General features: G+C 59.7%; 23 protein-coding genes. 6 read left to right on the forward strand and 17 right to left on the reverse strand.

The genetic code is table 11. The annotated features are described in order from the left end of the window. Window position 1 precedes the first annotated feature (1 nt). The 3 genes from speD to rsgA all read left to right on the forward strand — a co-directional run bounded on the left by speD (window position 2) and on the right by rsgA (window position 2,323). Window positions 2-367: an adenosylmethionine decarboxylase gene (gene speD, locus ACQ4WY_RS16005; protein ID WP_436504886.1), complete on the forward strand. Its 366-nt coding sequence runs from the start codon at window positions 2-4 to the stop codon at window positions 365-367. Between the two features lie 63 nt (window positions 368-430). Further along, the gene (locus tag ACQ4WY_RS16010) at window positions 431-982 is read left to right on the forward strand and encodes a hypothetical protein (protein ID WP_436504887.1); all 552 of its coding nucleotides are present in this window, start codon (window positions 431-433) and stop codon (window positions 980-982) included. A 276-nt stretch (window positions 983-1,258) separates the two neighbouring features. After that, window positions 1,259-2,323 (forward strand): ribosome small subunit-dependent GTPase A, encoded by a 1,065-nt coding sequence (rsgA, locus tag ACQ4WY_RS16015; protein WP_436504888.1) that lies wholly within the window; start codon window positions 1,259-1,261, stop codon window positions 2,321-2,323. Between the two features lie 75 nt (window positions 2,324-2,398). Here rsgA and ACQ4WY_RS16020 read toward each other — a convergent pair whose 3' ends face one another. From ACQ4WY_RS16020 to mnmG, 13 genes are all read right to left on the reverse strand, one after another. Further along, complete coding sequence (locus tag ACQ4WY_RS16020; protein ID WP_065307860.1) at window positions 2,399-2,818, reverse strand: F0F1 ATP synthase subunit epsilon; 420 nt, start codon at window positions 2,816-2,818, stop codon at window positions 2,399-2,401. 62 nt (window positions 2,819-2,880) lie between these two features. After that, window positions 2,881-4,281 carry a F0F1 ATP synthase subunit beta gene (gene atpD / locus ACQ4WY_RS16025; RefSeq protein WP_034752705.1) on the reverse strand — a complete coding sequence of 467 codons (1,401 nt, stop codon included), beginning with the start codon at window positions 4,279-4,281 and terminating at the stop codon, window positions 2,881-2,883. A gap of 29 nt (window positions 4,282-4,310) precedes the next feature. Further along, a complete protein-coding gene (atpG, locus tag ACQ4WY_RS16030; RefSeq protein ID WP_101483363.1) occupies window positions 4,311-5,186 on the reverse strand; it encodes a F0F1 ATP synthase subunit gamma in 876 nt (291 codons plus the stop codon). Between the two features lie 62 nt (window positions 5,187-5,248). Beyond that, entirely contained in the window at window positions 5,249-6,790 is a 1,542-nt protein-coding gene (gene atpA / locus ACQ4WY_RS16035; RefSeq protein WP_077398373.1) for a F0F1 ATP synthase subunit alpha, read from the reverse strand. Window positions 6,791-6,868: 78 nt separating this feature from the next. Beyond that, window positions 6,869-7,414 carry a F0F1 ATP synthase subunit delta gene (locus ACQ4WY_RS16040; protein ID WP_010393786.1) on the reverse strand — a complete coding sequence of 182 codons (546 nt, stop codon included), beginning with the start codon at window positions 7,412-7,414 and terminating at the stop codon, window positions 6,869-6,871. Between the two features lie 2 nt (window positions 7,415-7,416). Beyond that, window positions 7,417-7,887 (reverse strand): F0F1 ATP synthase subunit B, encoded by a 471-nt coding sequence (locus tag ACQ4WY_RS16045; RefSeq protein ID WP_034752697.1) that lies wholly within the window; start codon window positions 7,885-7,887, stop codon window positions 7,417-7,419. 43 nt (window positions 7,888-7,930) lie between these two features. Then, window positions 7,931-8,209 carry a F0F1 ATP synthase subunit C gene (atpE, locus tag ACQ4WY_RS16050; RefSeq protein WP_034752695.1) on the reverse strand — a complete coding sequence of 93 codons (279 nt, stop codon included), beginning with the start codon at window positions 8,207-8,209 and terminating at the stop codon, window positions 7,931-7,933. A 59-nt stretch (window positions 8,210-8,268) separates the two neighbouring features. After that, on the reverse strand, window positions 8,269-9,078 hold the full coding sequence (atpB, locus tag ACQ4WY_RS16055; protein WP_436504889.1) for a F0F1 ATP synthase subunit A: 810 nt from the start codon (window positions 9,076-9,078) through the stop codon (window positions 8,269-8,271). Window positions 9,079-9,129: 51 nt separating this feature from the next. Then, window positions 9,130-9,498, reverse strand: a complete 369-nt coding sequence (locus tag ACQ4WY_RS16060; protein ID WP_289950426.1) for an ATP synthase subunit I — start codon at window positions 9,496-9,498, stop codon at window positions 9,130-9,132. A 270-nt stretch (window positions 9,499-9,768) separates the two neighbouring features. Next, window positions 9,769-10,653, reverse strand: coding sequence for a ParB/RepB/Spo0J family partition protein (locus tag ACQ4WY_RS16065; protein ID WP_436504890.1), 885 nt, complete (start codon window positions 10,651-10,653; stop codon window positions 9,769-9,771). A 65-nt stretch (window positions 10,654-10,718) separates the two neighbouring features. Beyond that, window positions 10,719-11,489: a ParA family protein gene (locus ACQ4WY_RS16070; RefSeq protein WP_034752687.1), complete on the reverse strand. Its 771-nt coding sequence runs from the start codon at window positions 11,487-11,489 to the stop codon at window positions 10,719-10,721. Window positions 11,490-11,633: 144 nt separating this feature from the next. Continuing rightward, complete coding sequence (rsmG, locus tag ACQ4WY_RS16075; protein ID WP_436504891.1) at window positions 11,634-12,293, reverse strand: 16S rRNA (guanine(527)-N(7))-methyltransferase RsmG; 660 nt, start codon at window positions 12,291-12,293, stop codon at window positions 11,634-11,636. Continuing rightward, window positions 12,290-14,227 (reverse strand): tRNA uridine-5-carboxymethylaminomethyl(34) synthesis enzyme MnmG, encoded by a 1,938-nt coding sequence (gene mnmG, locus ACQ4WY_RS16080; protein WP_436504892.1) that lies wholly within the window; start codon window positions 14,225-14,227, stop codon window positions 12,290-12,292. Before mnmG ends, rsmG begins: the two co-directional genes overlap by 4 nt. 316 nt (window positions 14,228-14,543) lie before the next feature. On the opposite strand from mnmG, the gene sugE reads away from it, so the two are divergent. The 3 genes from sugE (at window position 14,544) to ACQ4WY_RS16095 (ending at window position 16,475) form a co-directional block, all read left to right on the forward strand. Beyond that, window positions 14,544-14,864, forward strand: a complete 321-nt coding sequence (sugE, locus tag ACQ4WY_RS16085) for a quaternary ammonium compound efflux SMR transporter SugE (protein WP_436504893.1) — start codon at window positions 14,544-14,546, stop codon at window positions 14,862-14,864. A gap of 11 nt (window positions 14,865-14,875) precedes the next feature. Beyond that, the gene (locus ACQ4WY_RS16090; RefSeq protein WP_436504894.1) at window positions 14,876-15,235 is read left to right on the forward strand and encodes an NADH-quinone oxidoreductase subunit A; all 360 of its coding nucleotides are present in this window, start codon (window positions 14,876-14,878) and stop codon (window positions 15,233-15,235) included. Between the two features lie 82 nt (window positions 15,236-15,317). Beyond that, entirely contained in the window at window positions 15,318-16,475 is a 1,158-nt protein-coding gene (locus ACQ4WY_RS16095; RefSeq protein ID WP_436504895.1) for an iron-containing alcohol dehydrogenase, read from the forward strand. A gap of 55 nt (window positions 16,476-16,530) precedes the next feature. Here ACQ4WY_RS16095 and ACQ4WY_RS16100 read toward each other — a convergent pair whose 3' ends face one another. From ACQ4WY_RS16100 to ACQ4WY_RS16115, 4 genes are all read right to left on the reverse strand, one after another. Further along, window positions 16,531-18,588, reverse strand: coding sequence for a 3-hydroxybutyrate oligomer hydrolase family protein (locus ACQ4WY_RS16100; RefSeq protein ID WP_436504896.1), 2,058 nt, complete (start codon window positions 18,586-18,588; stop codon window positions 16,531-16,533). Window positions 18,589-18,664: 76 nt separating this feature from the next. After that, window positions 18,665-19,645 (reverse strand): branched-chain amino acid ABC transporter permease, encoded by a 981-nt coding sequence (locus ACQ4WY_RS16105; RefSeq protein WP_353659391.1) that lies wholly within the window; start codon window positions 19,643-19,645, stop codon window positions 18,665-18,667. Window positions 19,646-19,676: 31 nt separating this feature from the next. Continuing rightward, window positions 19,677-20,561 (reverse strand): branched-chain amino acid ABC transporter permease, encoded by an 885-nt coding sequence (locus ACQ4WY_RS16110; protein ID WP_070288905.1) that lies wholly within the window; start codon window positions 20,559-20,561, stop codon window positions 19,677-19,679. 169 nt (window positions 20,562-20,730) lie between these two features. After that, a complete protein-coding gene (locus tag ACQ4WY_RS16115) occupies window positions 20,731-21,939 on the reverse strand; it encodes an ABC transporter substrate-binding protein (RefSeq protein ID WP_092609614.1) in 1,209 nt (402 codons plus the stop codon). Between the last annotated feature and the right edge of the window lie 10 nt (window positions 21,940-21,949).

A 21,949-nucleotide genomic window follows, 5' to 3' on the forward strand; every position in this document is an offset into this window, starting at 1 on the left:
CATGGCAGCCACACCGCATCTGCCCTTGGGCACCCATTTGCTGGCCGACCTGTCGGGCATCGCGCCGGAACGCCTGCGCGACGCCGCCGCGCTCGAGCGCCTGTTGCGCAACGCTGCCATCACGGCTGGGGCGCAGGTGCTGCACAGCCATTTCCACAGCTTTGGCGCCGGCCAGGGCGTCACCGGCGTGGTGCTGCTGGCTGAATCGCACATTTCCATCCACACCTGGCCGGAATGCAGCTTTGCCGCCGTCGACATCTTCATGTGCGGCGCGGCCCGGCCGCAGCTGGCGTTGGACGCCATCAAGGATGCGCTGCAGGCGGCGCACTGCCAGCTGCAATCCGTGCGCCGCGCGCCGCCGGGGTAAGCTCGCTGGTAGATCGCGTGGGGATCGCTTACACTGTCGGCTCATATCCCAACCGTGACTCCCATGCGCCGTTCCGCCCTCCTTGCCCTGCCCCTGCTGCTGGTTTCCGCCTGCGATGACTACACGGCGCCCAGCCTGTACCAGGCCACCACGCCAGAATGCAAGACGTGGACGGAAGGTTCGCGTTTCGAACTGCCGCGCGGTATCAGCGTGTATGCCACGCCACCTGTCACCCTGAAGGAAGGCGGCACGGAGCTGGCGCTGATTTTCACCTTGCCCGTCGGTACGCAAGCCAGTTTTACGCGCCTTTCCTTCCTGCTGGAAGAACCGCACAAGCAGCCGTTCGCCGAGGCCAAGGTGCTGACCATCTACCAGCGCGGCATGAACCGAAAAGCGGAAATCGTCGACGTCATCGAAAAACTGCCCATCATGTTTGCCGCCGTCGGCAACAGCAAGGAAACCCAGTGGCGCTTGCGCCTGCAACTGCCACGCCAGCTGCCGCAGCGCTTTGATTTGTCGATGCCCGACATGCTCGTCGCCGGCAAGCGCTATCCGGTGCGCACGTTTAGCTACCGCTATTTCCCCGAGCGCAGCGCCTACGGCATGTGCAGCTGAGCCACGCCGTCCATTGACGGCGGCGCACGCCGCTGGCACACTCGCGTTTTCCATCACACAACAGGAGTAGACAACATGCGCCATTCGGATACTGCCGTGCTGTCGGCTGCCTGATCACTGTTTTTCCCTGCTAAGCCCCTTAGCGCGCAATTCCCCATACGCGTGATCGCGTAGCCGACGTCCCCCTTCTTTCGTGCCAGTCATGGCGACTGGCGGTGCCTGCACGCGCAGGCTACACGTCCGCACGCGGACGACAGAATTTGGAATCACGCTACCATGATCGCATTCGATTTTGCGCAACTACGCCTTATCGGGCTGCAGCAGGCCATCGCCGGCGCAGCCACCCAACTCGACGTATCTTCCCCCACCGCGCAGCTGATGCGCGTGAGCGCCGTCCACCGCGACAGCATCCTCGTGCACGACGGCATCCTGGAACACCCGGCACGGATCCTGCCGCGCCTGCTGCACGCCTTGCTGGAGCAGGACAGCATCCTTGCCGTCGGCGACTGGATCGCCGTTGAACACGATCTTCACGGCACGCTGTGGATAACGGCGCACTTACCCCCAGTCACGCAAATCGCCCGGCGCGGCAATGACGGCCGGCGCCAGGTACTTGCCAGCAATGTCGACACGGCCCTGCTGGTGATGGGGCTGGACGAGGACTTCAACCCGCGCCGCCTGGAACGCTACCTGGCCATCGTGCTGGCAGCCCAGGTCAGCCCCGTGGTGGTGCTGAGCAAGGCTGACGTAGCCGACGACGTGGGCGGCAAGCTGGCGCAGCTCAAACACCGTCTGCCGCAGCACGTACCGCTGTTTGCCATCGATACGCGCCATGCGTATGACGTGGCCATCCTGGAGCCCTGGCTGGACGCCGGCCAGACCCTGGTGCTGCTCGGCTCATCGGGTGCCGGCAAGTCCAGCCTGACCAATACCCTGTGCGCGGCGCGGCAGGCCACCAATGGCGTGCGCCATGGCGATGGCCGCGGGCGGCATACGACGACGGCGCGCTCGCTGCACCTGTGCGCCAGCGGCGCTTGCATCATCGATACGCCGGGCTTGCGCAGCTGGCGCGCGGACGCCGATGCGGATACGCTGGCGGCCACGTTCGACGATATTGTGGCGCTCGCCTCGACGTGCCAGTTCCGCGATTGCCGGCATGCCAGTGAACCAGGTTGCGCCGTACGCGGCGCCGTCGATGCGGACCGCTTGCGCAATTATCACAAGCTGCTGCGCGACGCCCGCCGTAGCGAGGAAACGCCGCTCGAGCGCATTGCCGCGCGCGCCACGTGGAAGACGATATTGAAGGCGGGGCTGGAAAGGGGAAAAGACAAGCGCCGCTAACTTTTACTAAAATTAGTTTTGCCGAAAAAAAAGGCAGCCCGAAGGCTGCCTTTTTTACTACTGCGCGCGGGCAAATTAATGCTTGCGCAGCTTCTGGATCGCTGCCAGCTGCGCAATCGCGCTGGCCAGCTCGGCTTGCGCTTGCGCGTAGTCGATGCCCGAATCCTTGTTGTGGATATTTTCTTCCGCCAACTTCTTCGCTTCCAGCGCTTTCGCTTCATCCAGGTCGTGACCGCGGATCGCGGTATCGGCCAGGACTGTCACGGTATCCGGTTGCACTTCCAGCAGGCCGCCGGCAACGAAGACGAACTCTTCTTCAGCCTGGCCGACTACCTTGATGCGGACCGCGCCCGGACGGATGCGGGTAATCAAAGGCGTGTGGCGTGGGTAGATACCCAGCTCGCCCTGTTCACCCGGCAACGCGACGAATTCTGCTTCGCCTGAAAAAATCAGTTCTTCAGCGGAAACCACGTCAACGTGAATTGTGTGTGCCATGTGTGTCCTATCGGGTTGAAGAACCCCGCCTTGTAAGGGGCGGGGTTAGGCCCAGACTTAACTTAGTTAAGTTTCTTGGCTTTTTCGATTGCTTCTTCGATCGTGCCGACCATGTAGAACGCTTGTTCCGGCAGGTGATCGAGTTCGCCCGAAGCGATCATTTTGAAGCCCTTGATCGTGTCTTTGAGCGAAACGTATTTACCAGGCGCGCCGGTAAAGACTTCAGCGACGTGGAAAGGCTGCGACAGGAAACGCTGCATCTTACGTGCACGGGCGACCAGCAGTTTGTCTTCCGGTGCCAGCTCGTCCATACCCAGAATCGCGATAATGTCGCGCAATTCCTTGTAGCGTTGCAGGGTCGTTTGCACGGCACGCGCGGTGTCATAGTGCTCTTGACCAACGATCAACGGATCCAGCTGACGCGAGGTCGAATCCAGTGGGTCCACAGCTGGGTAGATACCCAGGGAAGCGATGTCACGCGACAGCGCAACGGTCGAATCCAAGTGAGCAAACGTGGTAGCAGGCGATGGATCGGTGTAATCATCGGCTGGAACGTAGACGGCCTGGATCGAGGTGATCGAACCGGTCTTGGTCGACGTGATACGCTCTTGCAGACGGCCCATTTCTTCAGCCAGGGTCGGTTGGTAACCCACAGCCGACGGCATACGGCCCAGCAGTGCCGATACTTCGGTACCTGCCAGCGTAAAGCGGTAGATGTTGTCGACGAAGAACAGAACGTCCTTGCCTTCATCACGGAACGATTCAGCGATCGTCAGGCCGGTCAGCGCAACGCGCAGACGGTTACCTGGCGGTTCATTCATCTGACCGTAGACCATCGCAACTTTGGAGTTCTCCGGGTTTTCCAGATCGACCACTTTCGCGTCAGCCATCTCGTGGTAGAAGTCGTTACCTTCACGAGTACGCTCACCCACACCGGCGAACACGGACACGCCGCTGTGCGCTTTAGCGATGTTGTTAATCAGTTCCATCATGTTGACGGTCTTGCCTACGCCAGCGCCGCCGAACAGACCAACTTTACCGCCTTTTGCAAACGGGCAAACCAGGTCGATCACCTTGATGCCGGTTTCCAGCAGTTCTTGCGATGGCGACAGTTCGTCGTATGCAGGAGCGGTGCGGTGGATCGACGCGATCTGCTCGTGCGACACTGGGCCGCATTCGTCGATCGGGTTACCCAGCACGTCCATGATGCGACCCAGGGTTGCTTTACCGACTGGCACCATGATAGGTTTGCCGGTATTTTGAATCATCATGCCGCGACGCAAGCCATCGGACGAACCGAGTGCAATGGTACGGACAATGCCGTCGCCCAACTGCTGTTGTACTTCCAGGGTCAGTTCCGAGCCTGCCATCTTCAAGGCATCAAATACCTTAGGCATCGCGTTGCGGGGAAACTCAACGTCCACCACAGCGCCGATACACTGAACGATTTTGCCATCAGCCATGTTCGTTCCTTCAATATAGTTAAATTCGTTTAAACCGCAGCCGCACCGGCGACGATTTCGGAGAGTTCTTTGGTAATCGCAGCTTGGCGGGTCTTGTTGTAGATCAGCTTCAATTCGCCGATCACACTACCCGCGTTGTCGCTTGCAGCTTTCATCGCGACCATCCGTGCCGATTGCTCGGACGCCAGATTCTCCGCGACTGCCTGGTACACCAGCGCTTCTACATAGCGCTCCAGCAATTCGTCGATCACGCTTTGCGCATCCGGCTCGTAGATGTAATCCCAAGTGTGGGCGCCCTTGTCGGCGACCATCTTGTCGGCCGTCAGGGGCAGCAATTGCTCCACGACTGGTTCCTGTTTCATCGTGTTGATGAATTTGGTGTAGCACAGGTACACTGCATCGATCTTGCCTGCCTGGAACTCTTCGAGCATGACCTTGACGGGTCCGATCAATTTGTCCAGGTGGGGCGTATCACCGGTTTGAATGGCGTGCGCAATGATCTTGACGCCGATGCGATTCAAAAAACCCAAACCCTTGTTACCGATGGCAACTGCTTCAATCCGGTTGCCAGCTGCTTCCAACTCGCGCGACTTCGACGTCACCTGGCGCAGGATGTTGGTGTTCATGCCGCCGCACAGACCCTTGTCGGTCGTGACAACGATGAAACCCACTGCCTTCGCTTGCGTACCCTGGGCAGCTGCCAGGAACGGGTGCGTGTATTCCGGATTGGCGGTCGCCAGATTGGCGGCGATATTCCGAATCTTGTCACTGTAGGGACGGGCGGCCCGCATCCGGTCTTGCGCCTTGCGCATTTTGGACGCGGCGACCATTTCCATCGCCTTGGTGATCTTCTTCGTATTCTCTACGCTCTTGATCTTGCCTCGTATCTCTTTGCTTGATGCCATGAGTCCTTACTCCTTCTGCGCGTAGGGCGGCGCCTCACTCGAGGTGGGCGCCGCCTGGCCGCTTAATATGCGCCGGATTTCTTGAAATCAGCAATGGCCGCCGACAGAGTTGCTTCGCTGTCTTTGTCGAGTTGCTTGGTTTCTTCGATCTTGGCCAGCAGAGCAGCTTGCTTGGTCTTCATGTAAGCGTGGACACCAGCTTCGAACGACAGCACTTGCTTGACTGGCACGTCGTCCATGAAGCCTTTGTTCACCGAGAACAGCGATACGGCCATCAGCGAGATCGACAGTGGCGAGTACTGGGCTTGCTTGAGCAATTCCGTTACGCGGGCACCACGGTCCAGCTGCTTGCGGGTCGATTCATCCAGGTCCGAAGCGAACTGCGCAAATGCAGCCAGTTCACGGTACTGCGCCAAGTCGGTACGGATACCGCCGGACAGGTTTTTGATGACCTTGGTCTGGGCGGCGCCACCGACGCGCGATACGGAAATACCGGCGTTAATGGCAGGACGGATACCGGCGTTGAACAGCGAGGTTTCCAGGAAGATCTGACCGTCGGTAATCGAAATCACGTTGGTTGGAACGAATGCGGACACGTCGCCAGCTTGCGTTTCAATGATCGGCAGTGCCGTCAGGGAACCGGTCTTGCCTTTGACGGCGCCGTCGGTGAACTTCTCGACGTAGTCGGCGTTCACGCGTGCTGCGCGTTCCAGCAGGCGGCTGTGCAGGTAGAACACGTCGCCTGGGTACGCTTCGCGACCTGGTGGACGGCGCAGCAGCAGCGAGATTTGACGGTATGCAACAGCTTGTTTGGACAGATCATCGTAGACGATCAGTGCATCTTCACCGCGGTCACGGAAGTATTCGCCCATGGCGCAACCGGAGTACGGCGAGATGTATTGCATGGCGGCCGATTCCGAAGCGGAAGCGGCGACAACGATGGTGTATTCCATCGCGCCGTGCTGTTCCAGCGAGCGCACGATGTTCTTGATCGACGAGGCTTTTTGGCCAATCGCGACGTAGATACATTTCATGCCCTGGCCTTTTTGATTGATGATCGCATCAATCGCCACAGCCGACTTGCCGGTTTGACGGTCGCCGATGATCAGTTCGCGCTGGCCGCGGCCAACTGGAACCATCGCATCGATCGACTTCAGGCCGGTTTGCATTGGTTGCGAAACGGACTCACGGGCGATCACGCCCGGAGCGATTTTTTCAATCGCGGCCGTCAGTTTCGTGTCGATGGCGCCTTTGCCGTCGATTGGCTGACCCAGCGCGTTGACAACGCGGCCGAGCAGCTCAGGACCGACTGGCACTTCCAGAATGCGGCCGGTGCATTTCACCGTGTCGCCTTCGGAGATGTGCTCGTAGGCACCCAGAATCACGGAACCGACGGAGTCGCGTTCCAGATTCATTGCCAGGCCAAACGTGTTGCCTGGGAATTCCAGCATCTCGCCTTGCATCACGTCCGACAAACCGTGGATGCGGCAGATACCGTCGGCGACGGAAATAACCGTGCCTTGATTACGCACTTCAGCGCCGCCGTCAAGACCTTGGATCCGGCTCTTGATCAACTCGCTGATTTCAGATGGGTTGAGTTGCATACTAACTCCTAAAAGTGTTTCTCTCAGCTTGCGCGAGGGGTAAGGGTCTGTCTTAGCTGGCCTGCCGAAGCGCGTGTCTTACGACACCAATGCAGCGTGCAGTTGCTGCAGCTTGGCGCGCACCGAGGTATCGAGCACTTGGTCGCCAACAACCACGCGCACGCCGCCGAGCAGCGATGGATCCACTGTGACGGCAGGGTTGAGCTTACGACTGAATTTCTTTTCCAGCGTTGCGACCAGCTCGGCCGTTTGGCCTTCGCTCAGATCGAAAGCGCTCGTGATCTCGGCGTCAGCCGCACCTTCCAGACCATTTTTCAAGGTATGGAATTGCGCGCCGATTTCCGGCAGCAGGCTGATGCGGCCATTTTCGATCAACAACGTGACGAAGTTTTTCACTTCCTCATTGAGCGGCGATTTCAACAACGACAGGATGGTGGCGGCGACGTCGCTTTCCGAAACTTTCGGATTGCGCGCGTACGCCTGTACCTCGGGGTGGCTACCGATCTGTGCCAGTTCGGACACCAGCTCGGACCACGCCGCGAGGTTGCTTGACTCCTTACCAGCTTGGGCTACGCGGAACAAAGCTTCCGCGTAGGGACGGGCGACGGTTGCGAGTTCTGCCATGATTACAGCTCGACAGCAAGACGCTGCAACATTTCGGCGTGAGCCGTAGCGTTGACTTCACGCTTCAAGATCTGCTCGGCACCCTTGACAGCCAGGTCAGCCACCTGAGCGCGCAATTGTTCGCGTGCTTTCGACAGTTGCTGTTCGGCGTCCGACTGGGCTTGCGCAATGATACGCGCAGCTTCAGCTTGTGCATTTTGCTTGATCTCTTCAGCAACCAGCTGCGCGCGCTTTTCAGCGTCCGCAACGCGTTGCGACGCTTCTTCACGTGCACTGTTCAATGCCTCTTGCGCACGCTTTTCAGCGACAGCCATCGAAGCTTGACCTTGATCGGCCGCAGCCAATCCATCCGCGATTCGTTTGGCACGCTCATCCAGCGCATTGTTCAGCGCTGGAAATACGAACTTCATCGAGAACCAGACCAACACCGCGAAGGTGATCATCTGGCCGATGAGCGACATATTGATGTCCATACCTTTGCTCCTAACTAAAAGTTTCTCCTAGGGTTGGAGCGAATTACTGAGCAACAGCCGTCAGAGCGGACAGGAACGGGTTAGCGAACGTGTACAGCAGAGCAACACCAACGCCGATCATCGAGATAGCATCCAGCAGACCAGCGATAACGAACAGCTTGGTTTGCAGTTGTGGCATCAGTTCTGGTTGACGTGCCGAAGCTTCCAGGAATTTGCCACCCAAGATAGCGAAGCCCAGAGCGGTGCCGATTGCGGCCAGGCCGATGATGATTGCTGCTGCCAGAACGGTCATGCTTTGTACTTGTGCGATCAGAGCTTGCATAAAATTCTCCTAAATTTAAAAACGAAAGATACTAAAAAAACAAAATATAAAGTTAATGATTAATGTTTCTCAACCGCGAGGCTCAGATACACAACCGTCAACGCCATAAACACAAAAGCTTGCAAAGTTACAATCAAGATATGGAAAATTGCCCATGGACCACCCAACGCCCACTGTGCCCACCAAGGCAACAACGCGATCAAGATGAAAATCAGTTCGCCGGCATACATATTGCCGAACAGTCGCAGCGACAGGGAGATCAGTTTTGCAACCAACTCAACCACTTGCAGCAAGAAATTGACAGGTGCCAGGGCGATCGTGGCGATCAGGCCATTCGCATGGAACGGTGCCGTGAACAGTTCCTTGATCCAGCCGCCCAGGCCCTTGGCCTTGATCGAGAAGGCGATCACGCACAACACGACCGACAGCGACATGGCGAAGGTATGGTTGACGTCGGCGGTCGGCACGGCGCGCAGTTTATGCACGCCAAACCAGCTCAGGATCTTCGGCAACAGGTCAACCGGCAGGAAGTCCATCGCGTTGAGCAGCCAGACCCACACAAAAATAGTGATGGCCAGCGGCGCGATGACCTTGCTTTTCGCGTGGAAGGCCCCATTAATAGTGTCATTGACGATTTCCATGACCATTTCGACGAAGTTTTGCAACTTGCCAGGGACACCAGCCGTCGCGCGGCGCGACGCCATATAGAAAACAGCCAGGAAAACAAAGCCCAGAATGGCCGAAATCCAGAACGTATCCAGATTGATCATGCCGTCGGCACTTCTCAGGTGGGCCAGATGGTGACTGATGTATTCTGTGGCGTTGGCCGGGGCAGCATGGCCCGCTTCAATAGCGTGTTCTGTGGTCATAATGAATTTAGATTTGTCGTTTCAGAGCACAACAGGCCCCAAAACCAATGATTAAACAGCGAGCAATGAAAACCAGTATGCTAAGGTTGCCACCGCGAAACCCAAGATCAGCCATAACCAGGCGGCCGACTGAAACAACACCAGTGCCAATATAAACAGCACCGCTGTGATAAATATTTTCATCACTTCTGCGCGCAAATGCGCCCGGAATGCCTTATTGGCGTCGCTAGAACCGCGAACCACCAACAGGGCATACACCAGGCTACCGATGACTGCGATAGCGCCGCCGTATGCGGCGGACCAGCCTCTGACACTGCCACCGAAAAACAGGGTGACTGTGGCAAAGCTGATAGCGATTGCTAGCTGCAATGCAACTACTTTGTAGACTGGCTTGGCAATACTTTGTTGTGAATCACTCAATTGCCAAGTTCCCAGAAAAATCTACACACGCAAAGACACGGGATTATAGTTGGCTTTGATCTATAGAGTCAAACGTTGCTGCACCGCAGCAGGGCAATTGCTGCGTGAAACTGACGCTTTACCGACTATTCGCCGCCATTTGCACCACTATATGGCAAAGTCGCTTGTCTGGCCGCTTCCAGCCGTGTTATCAAGGAATCACGTGGTGCATCTGGAAAGCATGGCCGGATTATTCACACCCGCATTGCCCGTGTCTTGGCAGCATGCTATTTAACCACGCAAGCGGGTCAACAAACCATCGAGCACGTCAAGATCGGCAAAATCGATCACTAATTGGCCACGGCCTTTGTTGCCCATTTTGAACACCACGGGCGTGGCCAACGCATCGGACAGCTCTTCTTCCAGGCGCGCGATGTCGCCGGACTTTTCCTTCTGCCGCGGCTCGACCGGGTTGGCCGCTTCCTCGACCGTGCGGGTGACGAGCTTTTCCGTTTCGCGTACCGACAGACGCTTGGCCACGACCTGGTTGGCCAGCGTGATCTGGCTGGCCGCATCGACGGCCAGCAGCGCGCGCGCATGCCCCATGTCGATATCGCCGGCCATCAGCATGGTTTGCACGGGAGCGGCCAGGTTCATCAGGCGGAGCAGGTTCGACACGGCGCTGCGCGAGCGTCCCAGCGCAGTGGCCGCTTGCTCATGCGTAAAACTGAAATCGGCGATCAGGCGGTGGATACCCTGCGCTTCTTCCAGCGGATTGAGGTCTTCGCGCTGGATGTTCTCGATCAGCGCCATGGCGGCGGCGGCCAGGTCATTCACGTCGCGCACCAGCACCGGCACTTCCGTCAGGCCGGCCAGTTGCGAAGCGCGGAAACGGCGTTCGCCGGCGATGATTTCATATTTGATCAAGCCGCTCAAGGTGTCCTGCCCGATCGGGCGCACCAGGATCGGCTGCATCAGCCCTTGCGCCTTGATCGAGGCGGCCAGTTCATTCAAGGCCCCTTCGTCCATGCGCGTGCGCGGCTGGTATTTGCCGGCTTGCATTTGCGACACGGGCAAGTTCGACGGTTGATTCGTGTCCGGACTGGCAAAGTCGCTGCCGCCGCCCAACAGGGCGTCGAGTCCGCGACCCAATCCTTTTAATTTTTTCGTAGCCATGCTGTCCTAATCGTGTTTTCAGAGTAAGCGCTCACATCATGCATCATGAACCGCTCGCTCCTTGTTTACATATGTTTGATGCGTTCGACCATCTCTGCGCCGAAGGCGATATACGCCTGGGCGCCTTTTGAGCTGGGGTCAAAGGTCACGCCGGGCAAGCCGTACGATGGCGCTTCGGCCAGGCGGACATTGCGCGGGATGATGGTATTGAAAACCTTGTCGCCGAAGTGCTGCTCCAGCTGGGCCGACACTTGTTGCGATAATGTCATGCGTGGATCGAACATCACACGCAAGAGTCCAATGATCTTCAAGTCCGGGTTCAGGTTCGCGTGCACCTTCTTGATGGTGTTGACCAGGTCGGACAAGCCTTCCAATGCGTAGTACTCGCACTGCATCGGGATGATCACGCCATGCGCGGCGCACAGGCCGTTCAGGGTCAGCATCGATAGTGCCGGCGGGCAATCAACGAGGATGAAGTCGTATTCGCCGTCCACTTCGGCCAGCGCATCCTTCAGGCGGCGTTCGCGGTTGTCCAGTTCGACCATCTCCACTTCGGCGCCGGCCAGCTCGCGGTTCGACGGCAAGACGTCGAAGCGCCCCGCTTCCGAACGCTGGCGTGCCGTCTTGACATCGGACTCGCCCAGCATCACTTCATAGGTGGACGCCTTCAGGCCGGCCTTGTTGATGCCGGCGCCCATGGTTGCATTGCCCTGCGGGTCGAGGTCGACCAGCAGCACGCGCTGGTTCAACTTGGCCAGGCCGGCGGAGAGGTTGACGCTTGTTGTGGTTTTACCAACACCACCCTTTTGATTTGCTACACAAAAAATTTTGGCCATGTATCTTCTAGTTGTAAAGAGATGCAAACTTCATCGTGCGCCCCGGCATCCTGCCGAAACGTTTTATACTGTTTATTTCATTTATACGATATAAATCGTTTATATGGTTTATACCGTATAAACTATTTATATGATTTATACCGTTTAATTCTTCGACTTCAAAATTCTTGCTATAAAGACCAGATGACGCTCTGCATTTAGCCCTGGCACCCGGATTGCTCGTAATTCTGTCACTTTCCAGTCTGCCGGCAGTCGCTCGCGCTCGTCTGGCGGCGCCACCCCTTTCAAGGCGATGAATTGCCCGCCCTCGGCCAGCACGTGGTTCGACCAGTTGACGAAGTCGGACAGGTCGGCAAAGGCGCGCGAGGTGATCACGTCGAATTTCTGCGCCACTTCCAGCTGTTCCACCCGTTTCGTGTACACGGTGACGTTGCTCAGGCCCAGTTCCGCCTTCACTTGCGTCAAAAATGCCGTCTTTTTATGCACGGTGTCGATCATCGACACCTTCACATCAGGCCGCGCGATGGCCAGCACCATGCCCGGCAAGCCGCCGCCGGCGCCCACGTCGAGCACGTTTTTCGCCTCCGCGAACGCCGGTACGGCGGCCAGCGAATCGAGCACGTGCAGGGTCAGCATCTGCAGGGGATCGCGCACCGACGTCAGGTTGTACACGCTGTTCCATTTGGCCAGCAAGGCCAGGTAATCGAGCAGTTTTTCCGTCTGATCCGCGCTCAGGTCCAGCCCCAGCGCGGCGATGCCTTCATTCAAAATCTGGGCCAGTGCGGCCCGGTCAAACTGCTTCATTCAACAACCTCGTCCTTTAAAGTGGTAGTTTGCGCGGCACCGAAACCGCGCTTTTTCAAGTGCACCAGCAACAGCGAAATCGCCGCCGGCGTCACGCCGGAAATGCGCGATGCCTGGCCCAGGGTTTCCGGGCGCTGCTTGTCGAGTTTTTGCCGCACTTCGACGGACAGCGCGCCGATGTCCAGGTAATTAAAACCTTCCGGCAAGGCCAGGTTTTCATAGTGTTCGTGGCGCTCGATTTCCTTGCTCTGGCGCTCGATGTAGCCCGCGTATTTAAGCTGGATTTCCACCTGTTCGCGCACGGCCGCATCCTCCACGCCGGGGCCGGCCAGGGCCTGGCCCTCGATGCCCGTCATGCTCATCAGGGTGTCGTAGGCGACGTTCGGACGGCGCAGCAAGTCCGCCAGCGAATACTCGCGCTCGATGGCCTGACCGACGATGCGTTCCGACTCGGCGGCCGCCAGGATGCGCGGGTTGACCCACGTGGAACGCAGGCGCTGCAGTTCCAACGCGACCGCTTCGCGCTTGGTCTCGAAGGCTTGCCATTGGGCATCGCCCACGCAGCCCAGGGTGCGGCCGATTTCCGTCAGGCGCATGTCGGCATTGTCTTCGCGCAGGCTCAAGCGGTACTCGGCGCGGCTGGTGAACATGCGGTACGGTTCCTGCACGCCCTGGGTGATCAGATCGTCGACCAGCACGCCCAGATACGCCTCGGAGCGGCCCGGTACCCAGGCTTCCTTGTCCTGCGTCAGCAAGGCCGCATTCAGGCCCGCCAGCATGCCTTGCGCAGCCGCTTCCTCGTAGCCAGTGGTGCCGTTGATCTGGCCGGCGAAGAACAGGCCCGCGACGGCCTTCGTTTCCAGCGACGCCTTCAAGCCACGCGGGTCGAAATAATCGTATTCGATGGCGTAGCCGGGGCGCAGGATGTGCGCGTTTTCCATACCCTTCATCGACTGCACCAGGGCGATCTGCACGTCGAACGGCAGGCTGGTGGAGATGCCATTCGGATAGAACTCATGCGTCGTCAAGCCTTCCGGCTCAAGGAAGATCTGGTGCGATTCCTTGCCCGAGAAGCGGTGGATCTTGTCTTCGATGGAAGGGCAATACCGGGGGCCCACACCCTCGATCACGCCCGTGTACATGGGGCTGCGATCGAGGCCGGCGCGGATGATGTCATGCGTCTGGCTATTCGTGTGCGTGACCCAGCACGGCACTTGGCGCGGGTGCATGGCCGTGTTGCCCATGACGGAAAACACGGGCACCGGATCGAGGTCGCCCGGCTGTTCTTGCATCACGGAAAAGTCGATCGTGCGGCCATCGATGCGCGGCGGCGTGCCCGTTTTCAAGCGCCCCTGCGGCAGCTTTAATTCCTTCAAACGGGCAGACAGCGAGATCGCAGGCGGGTCGCCGGCGCGGCCGGCCGAGTAATTATTCAAACCCACGTGGATCTTGCCGTCGAGGAAAGTACCGGCCGTGAGCACGACGGCGCGCGCGAGAAACTTCAGGCCGATCTGCGTCACGGCGCCGACCACGCGGTCGCCCTCGACGATCAAATCATCGACGGCTTGCTGGAACAGCCATAAATTTGGCTGGTTTTCCAGGCGCGTACGGATGGCGGCTTTATAGAGAATGCGGTCGGCCTGGGCGCGCGTGGCGCGGACTGCCGGGCCTTTCGAAGAGTTCAGGATGCGGAACTGGATGCCGGACTCGTCGGTGGCAATCGCCATCGCGCCGCCCATGGCATCGACCTCCTTGACCAAGTGGCCCTTGCCGATGCCACCGATGGAGGGATTGCACGACATCTGGCCCAGTGTCTCAATATTATGCGTGAGCAATAGCGTCTTCTGCCCCATACGGGCGGAAGCGAGGGCCGCCTCGGTACCGGCGTGACCACCACCGACAACGATGACGTCGAATTCTGTAGGAAATAACATGATAAATAGGTAACAGTGCAAGTAAAAATGCGGGAAGAGAGCTCCGATTATAGAGTCTTTTTGCGAGCGCAACCTTCCACGGGCCAATTTTTGCTTAATTTTTACTCAGCAGTGGCAAGGAAGCCGTGATTTCTGTTTCACGTGGAACACTTACTGGGTTGGCAATGGGGCTGCATCAGCGGGCAATGTTTGCTACAATTGCCGCATCGTCCGCATCCGTGGTCACGCCAGTGGCCATCGGGACGATCATCCAGGAGGACGGCCTCCCCCATCATGGGCACACACCGGGACGGCCCGCTCTGTATAAGGAGCCGCCATGGCCTGGATACTGTTACTAATTGCCGGCATGCTTGAAGTCGTGTGGGCGTACTCGATGAAACTCTCCGAGGGTTTCACCAAACTCACCCCCTCCGTGATTACCGTGGTCATGATGATCGCCAGCTTCGGCTTGCTGTCGCTAGCCATGCGCACCCTGCCCCTGGGCACGGCCTATACGATCTGGACCGGTATCGGCGCCGTCGGCGCCTTTATCGTCGGCGTCGTCTTTCTGGGTGAGCATCTTAATGCCATGCGTGTGTGCGCCGCCGTCCTCATCGTGTGCGGCATCGTGCTGATGAAACTGTCGTCCAGCCACTGAGAGGAATCCGCATGCTCCTCGAAAACTATTTTCCCGTCCTCTTGTTCATTCTGATCGGCATCCTGGTCGGCATCGTCCCCATGCTGCTGGGGCGCGCGCTCGGTCCGCACAAACCCGATGCGCAAAAGCTGTCGCCGTATGAATGCGGCTTCGAGGCGTTCGGCGACGCACGCATGAAGTTCGACATCCGCTTCTACCTGGTCGCCATCCTCTTCATCCTGTTCGATATCGAGGTGATCTTCCTGATGCCGTGGGCGGCCAACGTGAACGAACTCGGCTTGCCCGGCTTCTGGGCCGTCATGGGTTTCTTGAGCGTGTTGGCCATCGGCCTGGCGTATGAATGGAAACGCGGCGCGCTGGAGTGGGAGTAGCCCGCGTCTGTTCCACGTGAAACAGACGCGGGGCTGGAAAGCGGAGTAAGCTTGGCTTCTGTCTTCACTGTCAGGAGTCTGCATGTCCGCCTTCCAGTTCCGCACCGTGCCCCATCTGATCGTTGAAGGGGGCGCTGCCGCCCAGTTGGGCACGCATATCGCCCATCACTTCCCCACCGTGCGCCGGGCCTTGCTCGTCACCGACGCGGGCTTCCTGCGCACGGGCCTGGCCGATGTTCCCCTGCACAGCTTGCGGGCGGCAGGCATCGAGGTACACGTCTTTTCCGATGTGCAAGCCGATCCACCCGAAGCCATCGTGCTGGCCGGCGTGGCCCAGGCCCAGATGTTTCACGTGGAACTGATTATCGGCCTCGGTGGCGGCAGCTCGCTGGACGTGGCCAAGCTGATCGCCGTGCTGGCGCCGGGCCACCAGGAACTGGCGCAACTGTATGGCATCGGCAATGTCCACGGCCAGCGCCTGCCCCTAGTGCAATTGCCGACCACGGCCGGCACGGGTTCGGAAGTCACGCACATCGCCATCGTCACCACGGGCGCCACCAGCAAGATGGGCGTGGTCGCGCCGCAACTCTATGCGGACCTGGCCATCCTCGACGCCAGCCTGACCCTGGGCTTGCCGCCCGCCGTGACAGCCGCCACCGGCATCGACGCCATGGTGCACGCCATCGAAGCTTACACCAGCCGCCTGCTCAAAAATCCATTGTCCGACATGCTGGCCACCCAGGCGCTGTCGCTGCTCTCCCGCAACCTGGTCACCGCCTGCCGCGATGGCAGCAATTTGCCGGCGCGGCAAGCCATGCTGCTGGGCGCCATGCTGGCCGGCCAGGCGTTTGCCAATGCGCCCGTGGCCGCCGTGCATGCGCTCGCCTATCCCATCGGTGGACTGTTCCACGTGCCACACGGCCTGTCGAATGCGCTGGTGCTGCCGCACGTTCTGCGCTTTAATCTGTCCCACGCGGCGCCTCTGTATGCGCAGCTGGCGGCTGTTCTGCAGCCCGGCATCACGGGCAGCGAGGAAGCGCGGGCCGAGGCCCTGATCGACGCCATGCAGGAGATTGCCCTGGCTACAGGCATCGCGCGTACCCTGCGCGAAGTAGGCATCGCGGCCAGCGACCTGGACCGGCTGGCCGATGAAGCCATGCTGCAGACGCGCTTGCTGGGCAACAATCCTCGTCCCGTCACGCGTCTTGATGCCCGCGCCATCTACGCGGCCGCGCTATAAGCGCAAAAAAAAGCCACGTACTCGACGTGGCTCTCGCGCGACAGGCAAGCTGACGCTAGTTGGGAATATCCACCACCGTCCCCGTCACGCTGATCGCATTGCTCGCCACTGGCGTTGCCGCAATCGCCGGCACGTTGACATTCGTGATCAAGGTTGACGCATCGGCGCGCGTCACCGTGCGCACCACCTGCGATGGCGGCAAGGCCTGCTTGGCGTTCAAGTGCGCATACATGGCATCGAGCGCCCGGTTCAGGTACACATGTAGCGGCACGATCAAGGTTGGCAAGGCGCTGCTGAAGGAATCGAAGTGGTTGGCATTGGTCACCTCGATATAGCGCAGCCGGCTACTTGCCCCCTCCACCGCGGCGTTCAGCCCCAGGTAGGCGCGCGAAGCGTGATTGACGGGAATCAGGGTATCGCTGCGGCCGTGCACGATGATGGCCGGCTTGCCATTCAATTTACCGCTGGCCGCCACTTCGGCCATGCCGGCACGCACGCGCACGCTTTGCGTGGCCAGGCTGCCCTGCAAGCTGGCGCCGCTGACGGCATCCTTGCCCGTCGCCAGGCTGCGCAGGCACAGGAAGCCATCGAGCGACTGGTCCGCCAGGCTGTTTGACGGCGACACGCCAACCGTGTAGACCCTGGCCCCGCCCACGCTGTTCTCGTACACGACACTGCCGAGGATGCCGTTTTGCGCGGCAAAGCTGGCCGCCTTTTGCGCGGAAGTAAACGGGATAGGATTGCCGCTGCCATCCGTCTGCGCAAATGTGAAACCGCACACCTTGTCCGTCACGGAAAATTTTCCGTAGGCATAGGCATACGTGACGGCTACCAGGATATTCGTCCCCGCGTGTGCGGCCTGCAGCGGATCGGAATCGACCAGCCAGCCATATGCGCGCAAGCGCTGCTTCGCGTCCGCCTGCTGCGCCGCCAGGTCGGCGCCGTTCAACAAGCCCTTGGCTACCAGCGCCGTGCAGCGTCCCGCATTGCCCACCACGGAAGCGATGCACGGCTGATACAGGGCCGCATAGGTGGCGTAGTCAAACAGCGCACGGCCCGGATTGGCGACTACCGCCCCACCCTGGCGCACGCTGTAGGTGCTCGATGCTGCCGGCTGGACCTGCGGCTCGCTGGCCGCCACGCCGCTGATCAAGCCCTTGCTATCCTGCTCTGCCGCCAGCAAGGCTGAGCCAGCGCCGTTGGAAATGCTCGAAGCTATCGTGATGGTGTTCTTCGGCGTGAGCCGCACGATGCGCGAACTGCCATCGCGGGCCAGCACGCCATAGCGTTCGTTCAAGACAAAATATGCCATCTCGATCGCCTGCAAGGTGACCTTGCCCCAATCCTTCTCCGGGTTCTGCTGCGAGTGCGCATGCTTGAAGGCGATACGGTTCGGGTTCGCGGCGGCCCAGGCCAGCCGATCGGCATCGCTCAAGTCCGGCGCAAAGAGCGCGTTCTTGCCCGCGGCCACCCTGCCCGCGCGCACGCCGTTTTGCAGGTTGACGCTGTCGTCCTCGAACACATACAGGCCCGTGCCGGAGCCCTTGTCGGCATACGCCACGGCGCAGCCCTTCTTCAAGCCCCATTCGCCGGAGCTGCCGATGGCGCCATAGATGCCGCGCGAGCCGCTGGACGTGCCCGTGACGATGCAGGCATGGTCGGGATCGAAGCTGGCTGGCACCTGCACCATCAAGGTGACATTCTTCTTGCCCGTGCCATCGTCGGCATAGGCGATGTATTCACTGCCCGCGACCAGACCCTCGCCCGTACCCACGTTCCCGGACGCATCCACGTTCGGTCCATACAGGGTGCCGTAGCCACTGTTGGCGGCAATGTCGAGCACGGCGCGGTAATTGGCGTAGATGGCATTGCGACGCAGTTCGAGCGACGTCGGCTGTTCCACGTTCGCATACGCGGGCGCGGCGCCGGCCAGCCCTGTCTTGCCCAGGCCGGCCGTCAGCAAATCATTGGTTTTGCCATCGTAGTCGGCGCGCGTGATGGTGCCCAGGTAGCCGGGCATCTGGTTCAGTTCTTCCGGCGCATGATTGCTGCCGCAGGCTGCCAACGCCAGCAGGGTGCACAGGCTCCCCGCGCGCGTGATCGTCGTTTGCATGGTGGTTCTCTCCGTTAGAGTAACAGTGGACGCACAATGAAAAACGCCGGACGATTCGTCCGGCGTTGCTTGAAAATCAGACAGCAGCTTTGGCAGCCCTGCCGCCGAAGCGCGCGATGGCTTCGCCGACGATGCCGCGCCGGAACATCAGCACGCAGATGACGAAGATCACACCGGTCACCATGCCCACGGATTCGCCCAGGGTGCCGAACCACTCGATGCCCGTGTGCGTGGCCAGATAGGTACCGACATCGCCCAGCTTGTTTTCCAGCGCGATGATCAATACTGCGCCGAGGATGGGACCGGACAACGTGCCCATGCCGCCTACCAAGGTCATCAGCACGACCAGGCCCGACATGCCCCAGTAGACATCGGTCAAGGTTTCAAAGCCCAGCACCAGCGTCTTGGTGGCGCCGGCCAGGGCGGCCAACGAAGCGGACAGCACGATGGCCATCAGCTTGTACTTGTTGACGTCGTAACCGAGCGAGATGGCGCGCGGTTCGTTTTCCTTGATCGCCTTGAGCACTTGTCCGAACGGCGAGTGGATGGTGCGCACGATCAGGGCGAAGCCGGCCACGAAGATGGCCAGCACGACGTAGTACAAGACGGTGTCGTTGGCCAGGTCTATCGTGCCCAGCAAGGTTCCACGTGGAACACCCTGCAAGCCATCCTCGCCGCCGGTAAAGGGCAGGCGCAAGGCCAGGAAGTACACCATCTGTGCCAGCGCCAGGGTGATCATCGTAAAGTAGATGCCCTGGCGACGGATCGCCAGGCCGCCAATCACCAGGCCCAGCAAGGCGCCCGTGGCGACGCCGGCCAGCAAGCCCAGTTCCGTTGGCCAGCCCCAGGTGCGCAGCGCGTAGCCGGTGACATAACCGGCGCCGCCGAAGAAGGCCGCATGGCCAAACGACAGCAAGCCCGTGTAGCCGATCAGCAAGTTAAACGCGCAGGCAAACAGGGCAAAGCACAGCAACTTCATCAGGAAGACGGGATAGCCGTAAAACGGGGCCGCCAACGCCAGCAGCAAGGCAATGGCGTAGCCTACATTCTTATTCATCGTGGTAGCTCCAATACATGACTGATGAGGATTACTTTTCTTTGCCGAACAGGCCGGCGGGACGCAGCAGCAGCACGATGACCATCACCACGAACACCACGGTGGCCGAGCCTTCCGGGTAGAACACGCGGGTCAGGCCCTCGATCACGCCCAGTCCCAGGCCGGTCAGGATGGACCCCATGATGGACCCCATGCCGCCGATCACCACGACGGCAAACACGACGATGATGAGGTTCGAGCCCATCAGCGGCGAGACCTGGATGATCGGCGCCGCCAGCACGCCGGCGAAACCGGCCAGCGCCACGCCGAAGCCAAACGTCAGGGTGACCATCAGCGGCACGTTGATGCCGAACGCTTCCACCAGTTTCGGGTTTTCCGTGCCGGCCCGCAGGTAGGCGCCCAGCTTGGTTTTTTCGATGACGAACCAGGTGGCCAGGCACACGGAGAGTGAAGCAATCACTACCCAGGCGCGGTAGTTCGGCAAGATCATGAAACCCAGGTCCGTCGCGCCAGCCAGCGCTTCGGGCACCGCATACGGCTGGCCCGAGACGCCATAGAAGGAGCGAAACACGCCTTCCATGATCAGGGTGATGCCAAAGGTCAGCAGCAAGCCATACAGGTGGTCGAGTTTATATAGCCAGCGCAGCATGGTCTTTTCGATCAGGATGCCAACCAGGCCGACGAGGATCGGGGCGATGACCAGCATGGCCCAGTAATTGATGTCAAAATAACTGAGGCCCATCCAGGCCAGGAAGGCGCCCATCATGTACATGGCGCCGTGCGAGAAATTAATAACGTTGAGCAAGCCGAAGATGACGGCCAGACCGAGGGACAACATGGCATAGAACGAGCCGTTGACGAGACCCAGCAGCAGCTGGCTCATCATCGCTTGTAATGGAACGCCGAAAATTTCCATGGCATCACAGTATAAAAAGCACCGCCGGGTAGCGGTGTGGTATCAAGGGAAACACGCCACCGCAGACCAGACTGGTACGGCGGCGCAAGGCGAACCCTGCAAGCGAAGCGCGTGCAGGACGGACCACCCGCGCACAGGCAGGCGATCCGCTGGGGGTATGGCTACAGCGTTACTTCCACAACGAACACTTCGACTCGGCCTTGGTCACGTACGCTTGCGCACCGGGCACGGTGGCAACCACCTTGTAGTAATCCCATGGGTACTTCGACTCGGACGGTTTCTTGACTTCCATCAGGTACATATCGTGCACCATGCGGCCATCGGGACGCACTTCGCCATTCTGCGTGAACATGTCGTTGATCTTGGTCTTTTTCAGGTAAGCCATGACTTTCTCGGTGTCATCCGTCCCCAGCGCCTTGACGGCTTTCAGGTAGTTCGCCGCGGCCGAGTAATCGGCCGCCTGCAGCATCGACGGCTCTTTCTTCATCTTGGCGAAATAGCGTTTCGACCAGGCCCGGGTATCCGCATTCAAGTCCCAGTACCAGCCATCCGTCAGGTACATGCCTTGCGTCAGGTTCAAGCCCAGGGAATGGATGTCATTGATAAAGATCAGCAAGCCGGCCAGCTTCATCGATTTCGTCAGGCCGAACTCGTTGGCCGCCTTGATGCTGTTGATGGCGTCGCCGCCGGCATTGGCCAGACCGAGGATTTGCGGCTTGGACGATTGCGCCTGCAGCAGGAAGGAAGAGAAATCCGAAGCGCCCAGCGGATGCTTGACGCTGCCCAGCACCTTGCCGCCAGCCGCCTTGACGACCTCGGCCGTGTCTTTTTCCAGCGAATGGCCAAACGCGTAGTCCGCCGTCATGAAATACCAGTTCTTGCCGCCCTGCTTGACGATGGTGCCGCCTGTACCGCGCGCCAGCGCCACCGTGTCGTAGGCGTAATGCACGGTGTACGGCGTGCACTCTTCATTCGTCAGGCGCGAGGAACCGGCGCCGATGGCGATGAAGATTTTTTTCTTTTCCGCCGCGACCTTGGCCATGGCCAGGCTGGCGCCGGAATTGGTGCCGCCGATCAGCATGTCAACGCCCTGCTGGTCGAACCATTCGCGCGCCTTCGAAGCGGCGATGTCAGCCTTGTTTTGATGGTCGGCGGAAATGAATTCCACCTTTTTGCCGGCGAGAACGACACCGGCATCGGCGATCGCCATCTTGATGGCTTCCGCGCCGCCGAGGCCGTCGACGTCGGAATACACGCCCGACATGTCGGAAATAAAACCGATCTTGATGGTGTCGCCCGATACCTGGGCGTGCGCGGCAGCGGAAAAGCCCAATGCGCAAAGAGTGGCGGTGGCAATGGCGATAGCGTTACGTTTCATAGTGTCTCCG

Origin of the sequence: Janthinobacterium salmonicoloratum (assembly GCF_051380845.1) — a bacterium.
Taxonomy (GTDB): domain Bacteria; phylum Pseudomonadota; class Gammaproteobacteria; order Burkholderiales; family Burkholderiaceae_D; genus Janthinobacterium; species Janthinobacterium lividum_F.

Bases quoted from the DNA above. Each gene is read 5' to 3' on its own strand.
- speD (WP_436504886.1), top strand. From the start codon at position 2: ATGGCAGCCACACCGCATCTGCCCTTGGGCACCCATTTGCTGGCCGAC.
- ACQ4WY_RS16010 (WP_436504887.1), top strand. From the start codon at position 431: ATGCGCCGTTCCGCCCTCCTTGCCCTGCCCCTGCTGCTGGTTTCCGCC.
- rsgA (WP_436504888.1), top strand. From the start codon at position 1,259: ATGATCGCATTCGATTTTGCGCAACTACGCCTTATCGGGCTGCAGCAG.
- ACQ4WY_RS16020 (WP_065307860.1), bottom strand. From the start codon at position 2,818: ATGGCACACACAATTCACGTTGACGTGGTTTCCGCTGAAGAACTGATT.
- atpD (WP_034752705.1), bottom strand. From the start codon at position 4,281: ATGGCTGATGGCAAAATCGTTCAGTGTATCGGCGCTGTGGTGGACGTT.
- atpG (WP_101483363.1), bottom strand. From the start codon at position 5,186: ATGGCATCAAGCAAAGAGATACGAGGCAAGATCAAGAGCGTAGAGAAT.
- atpA (WP_077398373.1), bottom strand. From the start codon at position 6,790: ATGCAACTCAACCCATCTGAAATCAGCGAGTTGATCAAGAGCCGGATC.
- ACQ4WY_RS16040 (WP_010393786.1), bottom strand. From the start codon at position 7,414: ATGGCAGAACTCGCAACCGTCGCCCGTCCCTACGCGGAAGCTTTGTTC.
- ACQ4WY_RS16045 (WP_034752697.1), bottom strand. From the start codon at position 7,887: ATGGACATCAATATGTCGCTCATCGGCCAGATGATCACCTTCGCGGTG.
- atpE (WP_034752695.1), bottom strand. From the start codon at position 8,209: ATGCAAGCTCTGATCGCACAAGTACAAAGCATGACCGTTCTGGCAGCA.
- atpB (WP_436504889.1), bottom strand. From the start codon at position 9,078: ATGACCACAGAACACGCTATTGAAGCGGGCCATGCTGCCCCGGCCAAC.
- ACQ4WY_RS16065 (WP_436504890.1), bottom strand. From the start codon at position 10,653: ATGGCTACGAAAAAATTAAAAGGATTGGGTCGCGGACTCGACGCCCTG.
- ACQ4WY_RS16070 (WP_034752687.1), bottom strand. From the start codon at position 11,489: ATGGCCAAAATTTTTTGTGTAGCAAATCAAAAGGGTGGTGTTGGTAAA.
- rsmG (WP_436504891.1), bottom strand. From the start codon at position 12,293: ATGAAGCAGTTTGACCGGGCCGCACTGGCCCAGATTTTGAATGAAGGC.
- mnmG (WP_436504892.1), bottom strand. From the start codon at position 14,227: ATGTTATTTCCTACAGAATTCGACGTCATCGTTGTCGGTGGTGGTCAC.
- sugE (WP_436504893.1), top strand. From the start codon at position 14,544: ATGGCCTGGATACTGTTACTAATTGCCGGCATGCTTGAAGTCGTGTGG.
- ACQ4WY_RS16090 (WP_436504894.1), top strand. From the start codon at position 14,876: ATGCTCCTCGAAAACTATTTTCCCGTCCTCTTGTTCATTCTGATCGGC.
- ACQ4WY_RS16095 (WP_436504895.1), top strand. From the start codon at position 15,318: ATGTCCGCCTTCCAGTTCCGCACCGTGCCCCATCTGATCGTTGAAGGG.
- ACQ4WY_RS16100 (WP_436504896.1), bottom strand. From the start codon at position 18,588: ATGCAAACGACGATCACGCGCGCGGGGAGCCTGTGCACCCTGCTGGCG.
- ACQ4WY_RS16105 (WP_353659391.1), bottom strand. From the start codon at position 19,645: ATGAATAAGAATGTAGGCTACGCCATTGCCTTGCTGCTGGCGTTGGCG.
- ACQ4WY_RS16110 (WP_070288905.1), bottom strand. From the start codon at position 20,561: ATGGAAATTTTCGGCGTTCCATTACAAGCGATGATGAGCCAGCTGCTG.
- ACQ4WY_RS16115 (WP_092609614.1), bottom strand. From the start codon at position 21,939: ATGAAACGTAACGCTATCGCCATTGCCACCGCCACTCTTTGCGCATTG.